This window comes from Enterococcus sp. DIV1315a (assembly GCF_051712325.1).
Classification (GTDB): Bacteria; Bacillota; Bacilli; order Lactobacillales; family Enterococcaceae; genus Enterococcus; species Enterococcus faecalis.
The window spans coordinates 2,511,565-2,525,142 of record NZ_JBIOOS010000001.1; the positions used below are offsets into that span (position 1 = coordinate 2,511,565).

Here is a 13,578-nt window from a genome sequence, read left to right on the forward strand (position 1 = left end):
AAATGCTTTCTTAAAAGCTGTAAAATGAACAAAATGACTTTAACCTTTAGGAGGTTGCCAAATGAAAGCTCTGATTTCCATTGATTATACGAATGATTTTGTCGCCACAGACGGAAAACTAACCACTGGTGCCGCTGGACAAGCTATTGAAACGGCCCTTGTTCAACAAACAAAGCACTATTTTGACAATGGCGATTTTGTGGTTTTTGCCATTGATGGGCATGACCCCCTAGATCACTATCATCCTGAAAATAAACTTTTCCCACCCCACAATGTCTTAGGAACTGACGGGCGTAATCTGTTTGGCTCGCTAGCTGATTTTTATCAAGCTCACAAAAATGAGGCAACCGTTTATTGGATGGACAAACGGCACTATTCTGCTTTTAGTGGCACGGATTTGGACATTCGGTTACGAGAACGAGGAATTACAGAGCTTTGTTTAACTGGTGTTTGTACAGATATTTGCGTGTTGCATACGGCTGTTGATGCCTATAATTTAGGCTATCAATTAATGATTCCCGAGCATGCCGTTGCTAGTTTTGATGAACAAGGACACGAATGGGCATTACGCCACTTTAAACAAACTTTAGGAGCAACCATTCTATAAAAAGACTGGTCAATCCGACCTATCTATATTCAAAAAATCCTGTGAACAACACAAACATACTAAGAGTAGAGGGGAAATTCATCGACGGATGAATTTCCCCTCTACTGCTCTTTTAAGCGTATAGTTGTAAGTGAAAGGATGACCGAACATGGCCTCTTGGGCTTCGAGCCCGTGTGAAGGAAATTAGGAACGAGATGAATCAGTGAAGAACCTTTCAACACTTTTCAGGAGATGAAAATCATGTATGTACTTGCTTTAGATGTCTCAATGGGAAAAAGTTACGCCGTTATTTATCATGAAACTACTTGTCTTTTTGAACAAGAAATTCTTCACGATAAAACACATTTCAATGCACTTCTTCAAGAAATCTATGCTCTTCCAGAACGACCACAGATTGTTTTTGAAGCAACCGGGGTTTATTCAATAGCCATTGAAACGTTTTGTCAAAAGAATCATTTCACTTATTGTTTATTCAACCCTTTAGAAGCAAAAAGGCAACTGAATAGTGACTTACGTTCAGTAAAAACGGATAAACGAGATGCCCATCGTCTCGCACAAACGCACGGTCAATTTCTGCGGAAACAAAAACAAGCACAATCAGAAATCTATGAACAAACACGTGATTTAGCACGCTTTTATCAACAAATTGAAAGTGACATTAAACACATGAGAATGAACCTTCATACCGCTTTACAACTACCATTTCCAGAATTCGAACAGGTTATCAAAACTCGCCTTAAATCTTGTCGAACTTTTCCCTCATCCCGATTACTTGGCACACTTAAGTCAAAACAAGCTGAAAAATGTGTTAAAGAAAATACGGATAAAAAAATTTCCAATCAAAAAGCCTTGGCTAAAGCACAAAATTCTTATCCAGCAGAACCTATTCAAAGCATTTCTGTTCAAAAAGTCGTGTATTATGCCCGACAATTGAAACAATTACTGATGACGAAAGATCAACTCACCAAACAGCTAGTTGAAACTGCAAAACGAACAATAGAATTTGATTTCTATCAAAGTATCCCTGGAATTGGGGAACTTTCTGCAGGACTAATTATTGGTGAACTAGAGAATATTCGGCGTTTTACGAGTTAAGCGGTCTAGCTTGTAAATTTGTAAAGTAACCGATTTGCCAGACAGAGATAACTGTTTTGCTAGTTCTATTGGATTAGCTAGTTCTGGGCGGTTGCCGTTGTCTCTCGATTGTTTCTCACTGAAAATAATGTTACAACTCTTTAACGCTTCTTTCTAAACTTCAAAGCCTAACTTTTGTCTGTCGTCTATGCTACTAACTCGTGCATATCCGATTTTATCTTGTCAAGTTTATCCAAATTATTGGATTGTTGTGTCTTTAGTCTCCGCATATTGAAAACCTCCTAAGTATATATTTATTGTTACATCTATATAGTAAGGCTTACTAATTGGGATGACTAATAAATTGGACAAGAAAAAAGCTTATAATGGTTGGAGTTGTGAGGCTTTGCGACAATAATGTATGATTTGCTCTTTAATGTTTATTTTCAAAATATTATTTAATAGATAATTGCTATAGTTAATATTTGCTAACATGATATAATAAATACAAATTGAAAATATTCATTAATTTAGAAGATAAGGAGTGAAACAGGAAATGAAAAAGGTGGATTTTCATATTCACACATTACCTAACAAGTTTAGCGATGTAAATTTTGAATTTTCATTTGAGTTTTTAGAGTCTTACGTCAACGATATGAGGCTAGATGCAATCGCTATCACTAATCATAATCTATTTGACATCAAACAATACGAAGACATAAAAAGTAAACTTCCTTGTATTGTTCTTCCAGGCGTCGAAGTAGATATTGATAACGCCCATTTATTAGTTTTATGTCCAGAAAATAAGGTAGATGTGTTTAATGAACAATGTTTAAAACTGAATGAGTCCATTAATGATAATAAAAAGTGGATTGATTTTGAAGAGTTCGAGGAAATTTTTTCTAATTATGAAGAATATCTTTTGATTCCTCACTACAAGAAGAAACCAAAAATAAATCAGACCACGCTTAAAAAATTTGGTAACAACATTTTTGCTGGAGAAGTAAATAGTCCAAAAAAATTTCAAGTTGTAAAGAATAACCCTAATGACCTAGTGCCAGTTTTATTCAGTGATTTAAGAATATCAAAAGATAATTTAAATGAGTATCAAAATAATGAGAGAAATAAAAAATTTCCAATCAGACTAACTTATTTAGAAATTGAAGACATTAATGTTGGAAGCTTAAAACTAATTCTTGGAGATAGAAGAAATGTATTTTTGTCTAGCAGTAAAAATGATGATTTATTTCAAATTTTATCTGACGGAACTGTAGCATCTACAAAATTGAATTTAATTGTAGGAAAACGTTCTTCTGGTAAAACATATACGTTAGATCAAATTATTGAGTCTTTCTCATCTGAAAACGTGAAGTATATAAAACAGTTCCAGATTACGAATGAAAGTACTGATAAAAAATTTGAAAAGGTTATTAAGTCCAAGCAAGAGAATATTGTGGAAAACTACTTGTCTCCAGTCAAAAATCTCATCACAGAGATGATGGAGATTAGTCACAATTACTCCGATGAACTAGAAAAATACCTATCATCATTAATAGATTTTGCAGAACAAGAGTATTTAAATGATGAGTATTCTAAACAAAGATTGTATACCGAAGTTAAATTTAACCCCCTAAAGCCTTCTGAACTCAAGAAAGTGATTGATTCATTAATTAACTTATATACTACAAAAACCTATAAAGAAATGATTTCAGAATATATTGATGAAAGTAGTTTGAAGCAGCTTTTAGATAAAGCAATTATTAAATATAAGTATTTGTATTTGGAATACAAGTTAAAAATGGAGGTAGATTTAATTAGTTCAGAGGTTAAAAAGGCATTAAGGAATAAATCATCAAGAAATCTTATTGATGAAGTAGATTTCTATAAAGCGTACAAGCAAGATGAAATCGTTCGCAGATTTAACCGAACTATTAATGCTTTAAAAAAAGAAAGTGTTATTAAGGAAACAAAGTTAAATAGATTTAAGTCTATAGTAAAAAAACAACCATTCGAAAATACATCAGAGGTAAAAGCGGCTTTAAAAACAGGTACTGGAATTGCAACTGAATTTAAGAGTTTATATGAACAGCCTTTTCATTTTATTTTGTCCTTAAAAGATAAAGGTATTCCTGAAAGTGATTTATATAAAGCCCTTTTCAAAATCCAATATAGCGTTGTAAATAAAAACGGTTCTCCTATTTCTGGAGGAGAAAGAGCAGAATTCAATTTGTTGGATAGTATTGATGATGCTAGGAATTATGATGTTCTACTCTTAGATGAACCCGAAGCATCATTTGACAATGTTTTTATAAACGAAAGTATAATCCCTAAAATAAATGAAATAGCAGAGAATTCAATAGTATTTGTTGTAACTCACAATAGCACTATGGGTACACTGATGAACCCAAATTATATAATTTATACTGATTTTGACGAAGATGAGTTTGGAAATGGAGTAGAAAAGGAAGAATGCTATAAGGTTTACACAGGAGCATTTTCATCAAAGGAACTTAAATCTCAGTGCGGAAAAACTATGAAGAACTTTGTTGCATTGATTTCAACTATGGAAGCAGGAGAAAAAGCATTTAAGAATAGGAGAAGAATATATGATAATCTTGAAAATTGAAGAAGGAAATCCCACATTTTCTATCGATGGGATAAAATATGAAAATATCAATAAAGTTAATAAAAATGCAATACTCAATCTAATGAAAGTAATATATGAAAGCGAACTAACAGATATTTCTGATTTTTGTAATACTGATATAGAAACGATCCAAAATCCAGCTGATAAAATTGTATATGAAAATATATTAAATAATTTAGAGGATTTTATTTCTAAAAGAGATGTGCTAAAGAAGGAAGTTAATGAATTATACAAGGAAGTAGATTCTCTATAGCAATTAGTATTTTTTGATTTCATCTTGGTAAAATGTTGTATCTTCGAATACTATTTCACTGAATGAGCTAATAGAAATAAATAGACCTTCTTTTACGAAGGTCTATTTATATGGGCGAGTCCATCTCATTTAGTATTATTATTTGTCCTTATGAAAGTTAACACTTCTGTCCCACGCTCTTTTTTATGCTCATTTTAACTCCGAGCCTGCGGATTAGTGATAACTAGCATTCACAGAATAAGCAGAGACTGCTAGCTGATAGAAATTAGCTACTCATAAAAGAGTGGGAAAGCCCACTTTTTTATAGACCAATGACCGTTGCAAAGAAAGGAACTACTAAAACAGTAACTACGCCAACCACTACGACAGAAATACTAGCCATAGCAGCCTCTGTTTCACCCATTTCTATGCCAACTGCCACACCTAGGGCATGTCCGGCCGCACCTAAAGCTAAACCTTTGGCGATTGGATTGTTAATTTTAAACCATTTCAATGCAATTCGGCCCAAGGCATAGGTTAGTACACCATTGAAGATTACAGTAAACGCCGTAATGGAAGCAATGCCGCCAACAGTTTGAGAAATAGGTACGGCAATCGCTGTTGTAGCTGCTTGTGGTAAGATTGAGGCCACTAAATGATTATCCATGCCAATCACTTTTCCTGCAAAATAAACAGCCACTAGCGAACCAAAAGAACCAATTGTTAACGCCGTTAAAATTTCTAACCAATATTTTTTCAACACGTCTCTCTTTTTATATAAAGGAATCGCAAACGCTACTGTCGCAGGCTCTAGAAAGAAGCTGATATATTTGCCACCTTCATTGTATTGCTCGTAACTAATTCCTGTTACTTTTAAAACGACAACGCCTAAAATCATCGCAACGAATAATGGCGTAAATAAGAAGAAACCTTTACTTTTTTTAAACAACCAAGTACCTATGCCAAATACAGCTAATGAAATAATAATGCCAACATACGGATTCATGCGCGAACCTCTCCTTTCGCTTTCTTCGTTGCTGCGGGTTCTTTTTCTTTTCGAGCATCTTTCATATGCAATAAAAAGGCGCCCGTCCAACCAGTCGTTGCTAGTAACGCTAGTGTCGCTACTAAAATAACAAAAACAATTTGAACGCCAAATTGTTGCATAATCCCTAAAGAATTAACTAAGGAAATCCCTGAAGGAACAAATAAAAATGTAATAACCGTTGATAAGCTATTACCTAGCCCTTCCACTTGCTCCAATTTAACAACTTTTGTACATAAACCAATGAACAATAACACCATGCCAATTACTGAAGCAGGCATTGGTATTGGAGAAATGAACGCCAAGCCGTTGGCGATTAACATAATAATGGCAAAAACTGCTGCTTGTTGTAAAAATGAATATACTTTCTTTTCCATGCTTCTTCGCTCCCTTTTGTCTGTTTTCTATGGGTTAAGTATATAAAGAAAACGTTTTTTTAAGGGCTTTTTTTCATGAAATGCCAGAATTTCTTCACCAAATGCAAAAATCACCACTTGAAATGCATTCGACATTTCAAGTGGTGATTTTTTAACTTAAGCCAAGTTTTTCTTTAAATTCTTTGACGTATGAACGGCTAACAGGTACTTTTGAGCCATTGGTTAAAATTACTTGCAACGTGTTATTAAACCACGGCTGAATTTCTTGAATTTTTGTTCGATTCAAGATGAAACTTCGATGCGTTTTAATAAAGAGCGTGGCAGGTAATTTCTGTTCGATACTGTTGAGGGTCCCTGTCATCTTGTAGACCTGTTGATCTACAAAAATGCTCAGTTGCCGTTCTTCGACAGAAACGAGGTAAATATCTTCTGGCGCCACAAGATAAATGCGGTCTTCCCCTTGAATAGGTATTGCTTCAGATTTTGGTCCTTTTTCGGCAGTGTTTTCTGGGACAGCTTGAGCCATTTCTTTCGATGCTTTTTCAATGACTTGTGTTATTTTTTCTTCTTCAAAAGGTTTCAAAATATAATCTTTTGCATTCACTTGAAAGGCCTTTAACGCATATTGATCATAGGCGGTTGCAAAGACCAAGTAGGGCGCTTTTTTAAGATGGGTTAATTTTTCCGCTAAATCAAACCCGCTTTCATCGGTCAAATGAATATCTAAAAATAACAAATCTGGCTTTTGATCCATCATCTCTTCCATTGCCTCCGCCACAGAATCCGCTTCTGCAACGCTCGTCACTTGCGGATGTTGGGAAACAAGATAGCTCAATTCTTCTCGTGCTAAGGGCTCATCATCAACGATTAATACGTGCATCTAATTCCTCCTGTTCCATCGGGATTTCTAAATGAACATGGCTCCCGCCTGTTTCTAAATTTTCAATTAAAAAACAACCTTCTGATCCATAAAGGTTCGCCATTCTGCGGGACAAGTTTTCCAGTGCCGTGCCGGTGCCTTTTTCCGAAGTCACTGTTGTCTTTCCTAATAGCAAGCGGCGTTCTTCAGGAATCCCTTGCCCATTGTCATACACATCCACATGTAATTTGTGTTGTTTTGCTTTGACCACTACCCGAACTTGATTGTTCTCCTTCCGGCTGCCAAATGCATGCTTGATGGTATTTTCCACTAACACCTGAATCGCATACGGCGGTACTTTTTCTGAAGCAACCGCTTCTTCCACGTCAAATGTTACTTGATAACGATTCGGAAACCGTGCTTGTTCTAATGACAAATAGGCTTTTACTTGTTCTAGTTCTTGTGAAACTGGGATCGTAGTTTGCACGGCTCCCTGCAAGTTGCCTCGAAAGTATTTGCTTAATTGGAGCAATAGTTTCCGCGCTTTTTCACTGTCTTTCCGCATTAATGCGGAAATAGTATTGATGGCATTAAAGAAGAAATGCGGGTTCACTTGCGCTTGCAAGGATTTAATTTCAGCTTCTTTAAGTAATTTTGATTGTACTTCCGCTTCACCTAATTCAATTTGTGAAGAAAAAATTGTCCCAAGACCTTCTGCTAACTGTTCCTCGACATGCGTTAACTGCGCTGGATCCGTAAAGTACATTTTTAAGGTGCCAACAATTTGCTGATGGGAAAATAATGGAATCACAATCGCCGCTTGCAACGGACAATTAGGGTCCGAACAACCAACTTCTTCTTTGGCATGCGCGATGGTCATTTGGCCCGTCCGTAACACTTCCCGAGAAAGCTCCGTGATGACTTCTAGCTCTGGAATATGATGGTCGCTTCCTGCGCCAACATGAGCTAAAATTTGATGACTGTTTGTCATGCTAATCGCACTGACTTTTGTATAATGCTTAATAATCTCCGCAACTTTTTTGCTGGAATTTTTATTGAGTCCTTCTCGAAAATATGGCAGTGTTTCCGCTGCTAATTCCAAAACATCGTGCGTCTGAACCGCTTTGGCCTGCTCTTCTTGTTTCAATGTCGTTGTTAGAATCGACATAAAAATGAACGTTCCTACGCTATTTAACAAAATCATCGGCAGCGCAATAAAACGAACCAACGTGGCCCCATCCGCTAGATCACCGCTGAAAAAGAAAATAAAAATCATCTGAATCATTTCCATGCACGCTCCGACAATGGCAGAAAAGCCGGCAGACGGAAAAACAGTTTGCTTTGCCATGCGGCTCCCTAAAAAACCGGCAATTAAGCCAACAATTAAAGAAGCAGGCACATAAAAGAAACTATGCCCTCCACCTTGAATAACCCGATGAAAGCCAGCAATTAAACCAACCGTACTGCCGACAATCGGACCACCCACTAATCCAGAAACGCCAATTACTAACGTACGCGTATTCGCAATGGAAGCATTGCTGCTTAAATAGGTTAGTAAATTATTGGGAACAATCTGATTCTTAGCGATTTCGATACCTGTAAAATTAGAAATAATAGCAAATAAACCAAAAATCAAAATCAACTGAACTTTTGAAGACATTTTTTCACGACTTAATAAAACACGCTTAAAATAAGGCACATTCACTAAAAGAAAGGCCAGTAAAATAATTAAGCCTACCCGTTCCATCATTAAAATAAATAATTCGACCACACCGGCACCTCCTTCCTATTAACTATACTATAAATCAAGGAAAAGAAAAAAATGAAGCTTCTCAAAAAAGAGGCTTCATTTTTTCTATTCATTAAAACGCAGGAATATTAGCGCCTTTAGAATTTTTCTTGATGTATTCAGCAACTTCTTTTGTTGTCATCGCTTCTTTTAAAACCTTGATCTTTTCGCTATCTTTTTCGCCTTTGCGTGTCACAACTTGTAATGCGTAATGTTTACTTGCTTCTTCATCTTCTAACAAGATCGCATCTTTCGTTGTTAAACCAGCAGGTTCTAAGTAGGCTGGGTAGCAGAACACCATAGCGATGTCTTTTTCATCGTAGGCTTTAGCTAAATTCAGTAAATCAATGCTTTCAAAAGTGATGTTTTTAGGATTTTCCACGACATCTGCCACCGTGCCGTTAAAGCCGACACCTTCTTTTAATTTAATCACGCCGTTTGCATTTAAAATTGCTAAAGCACGACCTTCATTGGTTGGATCGCTAGGAATCCCCACTTTGGCATTTTCAGGTAAATCTTTCGCATCTTGGTATTCTTTTGAATAGAAACCACCAGCAAAATAATAAATCGGTTGCACAGCCACTAAATCAGCTTTTTTCTCTTTGTTAAACATTTCCATGAAGGGTTGATGTTGCGCAAAATTAGCATCCGCTTCGTCATGTTGCACGGCATCGTTGTAGGCAACATTGTCGCTCACTTCCATAATGTTAATTTTGTACCCTTTTTTCTCAGCTTCTTTCTTGGCAATCTCCAAGATATCTTTTGAAGATTCCAATTGCACGGCAACGGTAATCTCCTTGTCTTCTTTCTGGTCTGCTTGTTTATTTCCCCCACAGGCAGCTAAAATAACTGTTGCAATAACAGCGAATGTTGCTAAATAAAACTTCTTCATTCTTTTGTCCTCCTACTTTCTTTTGTCTAGTTTTTGGGCAATGAAGTTCCCAAGCATTTGTAAAATGAAGACCAGTGCAATCATAATCACAATGGCAACATACATAATACCGTATTCATACCGTTGATACCCGACACGAACTGCAAAATCGCCAATCCCGCCGCCACCAACAACACCCATCACCGTGGAATATGAAACCATACTCACTGTCGTGGTTGTGTAAGCAAGGACCAATCCGCTACGTGCTTCCACCAATAAAAAGTGCCAAATGTATTGGACTTTCGAGGTACCTAACGAATTAGCTAAAAAATAAATTTCTTCTGGAACATCCAACAGCACTTGTTCAACCAAGCGAGCAAAAATCGCGATCGCAACAATACTCAATGGCACAGATGAAGGAATTGGGCCAAACGCCTTTCCTAAAACAGAACGAGTGACTGGAATCAACGCAATCACAAATAATAAATAAGGAAACGAGCGAATAACAGTTACAATGAAATTTAAAACCCAGTACAGCCAAGGTTGATGCCCTTTGACTTTCGGATTAGCCAAAAATAGTCCTAAGCCTAAAGGCAAGCCGACAAGCAAACAGATAGCCATCGAAATCGACATCATAATCCCTGTTTCTTTTAAACCAACCAGCATAGATGGCCAATATTCGGCAAAGGTTTCTGAAAAAGTCATGGGCGCAAACTCCTTTCCACTTTTTCTAAATAGGAAAGCGGTTCTTCCTCATATTGCTGAGGATTATTCAGAAATTCGCCAATTAGCTGACCTTTTTCCATCACTAAGATACGATTACATAAGCGCTTCACGGTTTCTAATTCGTGACTGACAAAGAAAATAGTCGGCCGGAATTCCTGATGCGTCTTATGTAATAGTCGAACGACACTTTCTGTATTTTCTTCATCTAATGAACTCGTTGCCTCGTCACATAATAACCATTTTGGATTACGGCTCAACGCTCGAGCAATAGAGACACGCTGTTTTTCCCCACCAGAAAGCTGAGCAGGATACGCTTCTGCCTTATGGGCCATATCAACAAACGTTAATAAACGCTCAATTTTTTCAGGCTGTTTCTCTTTTAAAAGTTTCAAAGGCAACGCAACATTATCATAAATTTTCAAATTTTCTAACAAATTGTAATGCTGAAACACCATCCCCATTTGTTGTTGCTGCTGGCGAACTTCTTTTTTAGAGAAGGTTTGAACATTTCTGCCATCAATACGAATCTCCCCTTCACTCGGTTGTTCCATTAAATTCAACAAACGTAACAACGTGGACTTGCCAGAGCCACTTTTCCCAACAATCCCAACGATTTCTCCTGGTTGGACAGAAAAGTGAATATTTTTTAACGCGTGTGTCTCTTGATAGACTTTCGACACATTCACTAACTCAATCATGATTACCTCCTAAAGGCCGACAAACAAACTATAACAACTAAAAAAACTGTATAACAATTAAAGTAATTCTGTGAAACGATTTAAAAAAACTATTACGAATTAAAAAATAACACACGTTTCGAAAAACAGTGTTATACCAGAGATGTAACTACTTACATCATCTACTAAAACAGAAAAAAAAGCAACCTTTTTATTTGTGAAAAAAACACTATCTGTTTTTTGTCTGTATTATTTTGTACAAATGAATTAAAAATTTCCTGTTTCTACAGCTATTTCCCCACGCTCCTCTAAAAAAAGACATTCTCAGAAACGAGGCATCCAAAAAGGGAAAAGCGCTCGTAACGATAATGTCTCTAATGGTTTACTTTTTAAATACAACTGTTTCTTCGACAGTAATTCTTTCAGCTAATGATTGAATCACTGGACAGTTTGGGGCGACAAGCTTCAAACACCGTGTCGCCCGTGCTTGAAAGGCTTCTGGAACAGACACATAAAAGAGAATCGTCACCTGTTTTAATGGTTGTGCGCGTCTCTCTACTTCTCTTGAATACGTGACTTCTATTTTTTCAAACTCAAAGGGAATGTGCGAATTTTCCAAAACGGATTGATACACGTATCCCCCACAAGCGCCAATTGCCGAAACGAGCATTTGAACTGGCGAATATCCCTCTTCTTTTGCTAACACCCAGCGCGCTGTTTTCGTTTGTAATTCAAATTTTTCCACACCACGAATAATCGTCAAACGTTCTACCATTGCCATCTTCACTCCTTTTTACTCTTTCTTAAAAGATACTACAAAACAGCTCTAAAACAAACATTTCTAACTTCTCAACTTAGCAAGTCCTAAAAAAAACAAAATTCTCACTTGACAAACAACGCAACACCTGATAATATACTTCCGTTCAAATCGTAACCATTACGATTTATATTTTATAAATCCAAAAAGAAAGGAAGTGCCTTATGGCTAAAAAATCAAAAATTGCTAAAGCAAAAAAACAACAAGCAATGATTGCAAAATATGCGCCTATTCGCCAAGCCTTAAAAGAAGCTGGCGATTATGAAGGTCTTAGCAAATTGCCAAAAGATGCTCATCCAAGTCGCTTAAAACTCCGCGATCAAACAGATGGGCGCCCACGTGGCTACATGCGTAAATTTGGCATGTCTCGGATTCGTTTCCGTGAATTGGCTCACCAAGGCTTGATTCCTGGCGTCAAAAAAGCAAGCTGGTAACTCATTATTTCGATAAAGACAACTAGCGAGGACAGTCGCATTTGGGCTGACCTCGCAGCCCCCTTTATCTTTTATACGCAATTAAAAAAATCAAATTGGAGGACGGTACTATGCGCCAAACCATTACGTTAGCTTGCGCTGAAACTGGCGAGCGCCTTTACTTAACAAGTAAAAACAAACGAAATACACCAGAAAAATTACAGCTGAAAAAATATTCACCAAAACTACGGCGCCGCGCACTTTTCACTGAAGTCAAATAACAGGAGGAAAACTTGATGGGCATTCCAATCACCATTGTTTCTGGCTTTTTAGGCGCAGGAAAAACAACCTTAATTAACCATGCGCTTGCGCAGTCACCGTTTCCTAAAGAAGAAATTATTATTATTGAAAATGAATTTGGTCAAACAGGCGTTGACCACGCATTACTTTTACAAACCACGGAACGAATTATTCAATTAAATAACGGTTGCATGTGTTGCAGCTTACGAGGAGATCTTCTTGCCTCTTTATCAGCAATCTTAGAAGTGTACCAAGAAGAACAACAAACCGTTGCCCAAGTCATTTTAGAAACAACGGGTATTGCTGATCCGCAACCAATCATTCAAACAATTTTAACGACCCCGCACATCAAAAATCATTTCTATATAGACAGTCTCTTAACGGTCGTTGATGGGCATCATTGGCAACAGCAACTTCAAGAAACCGAAGCCATCAAACAACTGGCCTTAGCAGATCGCCTCTTTTTTTCTGTCAAGGAACCAGCAGACAGCACTCAGCTACCAACGTTCCAAGAAACCCTTCGTACCATTAATCCTTTTGCTGATATTTTATCCTTTCAAGCCAACGAGCCTCTTTTGGCTAGTGACTTTTTTCAATTAAATAAGTTTACAGCAACACTTACAGAACACGAAATGACTCATTCCCCGCATGAGCACGCCCACGAGCATCATCACCATACCTTTCACTCCCTCACGCTAACGGCGTCCTCAGCCCTCAACGAACCTCTTTTCACTCGTTGGCTTGATTGGTTAATGTATACGCATCAGGAAAAGTTATACCGTTTCAAAGGGATTCTCGCCTTACAGGAGCATGACTTGGCCATTGCCATGCAAGGCGTCAACCAGCAAGTGGCCTTTCAAATGACGAATCAACCCCCTCAAGAAACGACAATTGTTCTGATTGGCAAAGAATTAGAGACAAAAAAAATTCAAGAAACCTTTCAAACCCTCAACAAAATAGCTACTCCGTAAATTATTTTTTACGAAATGGAGGTCCTATATATAATGGAAAAAACTGACTTATCTAGCGCTTATCGTCGACTGAAAAGTCCCAACATCAAAACACGAAAACGCGCACTTAAAATCATTAAAGAACATAAGCGCAATAAACAAAAGAAAATTGCGTAATTCACTAAAGGAGCACA

Annotated in this window: 15 protein-coding genes and 1 pseudogene; 8 read left to right on the top strand and 8 right to left on the bottom strand. The window is 37.1% G+C overall.

Annotated features, from left to right (window positions below; translation table 11 throughout):
• Window positions 1–61: 61 nt before the first annotated feature.
• The 4 genes and pseudogenes from IGJ03_RS11915 (at window position 62) to IGJ03_RS11930 (ending at window position 4,581) form a co-directional block, all read left to right on the top strand.
• Window positions 62–607, top strand: a complete 546-nt coding sequence (locus IGJ03_RS11915; RefSeq protein WP_002398192.1) for a cysteine hydrolase family protein — start codon at window positions 62–64, stop codon at window positions 605–607.
• Between the two features lie 231 nt (window positions 608–838).
• Window positions 839–1,699: pseudogene (locus tag IGJ03_RS11920) on the top strand (IS110 family transposase); the annotation flags it as partial.
• Between the two features lie 538 nt (window positions 1,700–2,237).
• A complete protein-coding gene (locus IGJ03_RS11925) occupies window positions 2,238–4,307 on the top strand; it encodes a hypothetical protein (protein ID WP_070416063.1) in 2,070 nt (689 codons plus the stop codon).
• Window positions 4,288–4,581, top strand: coding sequence for a hypothetical protein (locus IGJ03_RS11930; protein ID WP_023895429.1), 294 nt, complete (start codon window positions 4,288–4,290; stop codon window positions 4,579–4,581). Before IGJ03_RS11925 ends, IGJ03_RS11930 begins: the two co-directional genes overlap by 20 nt.
• 301 nt (window positions 4,582–4,882) lie before the next feature.
• On the opposite strand, the gene lrgB is transcribed toward IGJ03_RS11930, so the two are convergent.
• The 8 genes from lrgB to IGJ03_RS11970 form a co-directional block, all read right to left on the bottom strand.
• Window positions 4,883–5,566, bottom strand: coding sequence for an antiholin-like protein LrgB (lrgB, locus tag IGJ03_RS11935; protein ID WP_002365411.1), 684 nt, complete (start codon window positions 5,564–5,566; stop codon window positions 4,883–4,885).
• Window positions 5,563–5,982: an antiholin-like murein hydrolase modulator LrgA gene (lrgA, locus tag IGJ03_RS11940; protein WP_002354829.1), complete on the bottom strand. Its 420-nt coding sequence runs from the start codon at window positions 5,980–5,982 to the stop codon at window positions 5,563–5,565. The genes lrgB and lrgA overlap by 4 nt, the downstream gene beginning before the upstream one ends.
• Window positions 5,983–6,133: 151 nt before the next feature.
• Window positions 6,134–6,862, bottom strand: a complete 729-nt coding sequence (locus IGJ03_RS11945) for a LytR/AlgR family response regulator transcription factor (RefSeq protein WP_002354828.1) — start codon at window positions 6,860–6,862, stop codon at window positions 6,134–6,136.
• A complete protein-coding gene (locus IGJ03_RS11950; RefSeq protein WP_002367484.1) occupies window positions 6,843–8,612 on the bottom strand; it encodes a sensor histidine kinase in 1,770 nt (589 codons plus the stop codon). Before IGJ03_RS11950 ends, IGJ03_RS11945 begins: the two co-directional genes overlap by 20 nt.
• 91 nt (window positions 8,613–8,703) lie before the next feature.
• Complete coding sequence (locus tag IGJ03_RS11955; protein WP_002354826.1) at window positions 8,704–9,522, bottom strand: MetQ/NlpA family ABC transporter substrate-binding protein; 819 nt, start codon at window positions 9,520–9,522, stop codon at window positions 8,704–8,706.
• Between the two features lie 12 nt (window positions 9,523–9,534).
• Complete coding sequence (locus IGJ03_RS11960) at window positions 9,535–10,206, bottom strand: methionine ABC transporter permease (RefSeq protein WP_002368484.1); 672 nt, start codon at window positions 10,204–10,206, stop codon at window positions 9,535–9,537.
• Window positions 10,203–10,925 carry a methionine ABC transporter ATP-binding protein gene (locus IGJ03_RS11965; protein ID WP_002354824.1) on the bottom strand — a complete coding sequence of 241 codons (723 nt, stop codon included), beginning with the start codon at window positions 10,923–10,925 and terminating at the stop codon, window positions 10,203–10,205. Before IGJ03_RS11965 ends, IGJ03_RS11960 begins: the two co-directional genes overlap by 4 nt.
• A 361-nt stretch (window positions 10,926–11,286) precedes the next feature.
• Complete coding sequence (locus tag IGJ03_RS11970; RefSeq protein ID WP_002398194.1) at window positions 11,287–11,685, bottom strand: OsmC family protein; 399 nt, start codon at window positions 11,683–11,685, stop codon at window positions 11,287–11,289.
• 200 nt (window positions 11,686–11,885) lie between these two features.
• Here IGJ03_RS11970 and rpsN point away from each other — a divergent pair, with 200 nt between their 5' ends.
• From rpsN to IGJ03_RS11990, 4 genes are all read left to right on the top strand, one after another.
• On the top strand, window positions 11,886–12,155 hold the full coding sequence (gene rpsN, locus IGJ03_RS11975; protein WP_002354822.1) for a 30S ribosomal protein S14: 270 nt from the start codon (window positions 11,886–11,888) through the stop codon (window positions 12,153–12,155).
• A gap of 110 nt (window positions 12,156–12,265) precedes the next feature.
• Window positions 12,266–12,415, top strand: coding sequence for a 50S ribosomal protein L33 (gene rpmG, locus IGJ03_RS11980; protein ID WP_002354818.1), 150 nt, complete (start codon window positions 12,266–12,268; stop codon window positions 12,413–12,415).
• Between the two features lie 15 nt (window positions 12,416–12,430).
• Window positions 12,431–13,405, top strand: coding sequence for a CobW family GTP-binding protein (locus IGJ03_RS11985; protein WP_010822218.1), 975 nt, complete (start codon window positions 12,431–12,433; stop codon window positions 13,403–13,405).
• 33 nt (window positions 13,406–13,438) lie between these two features.
• On the top strand, window positions 13,439–13,561 hold the full coding sequence (locus IGJ03_RS11990; RefSeq protein ID WP_002383181.1) for a putative metal homeostasis protein: 123 nt from the start codon (window positions 13,439–13,441) through the stop codon (window positions 13,559–13,561).
• Window positions 13,562–13,578 lie beyond the last annotated feature (17 nt).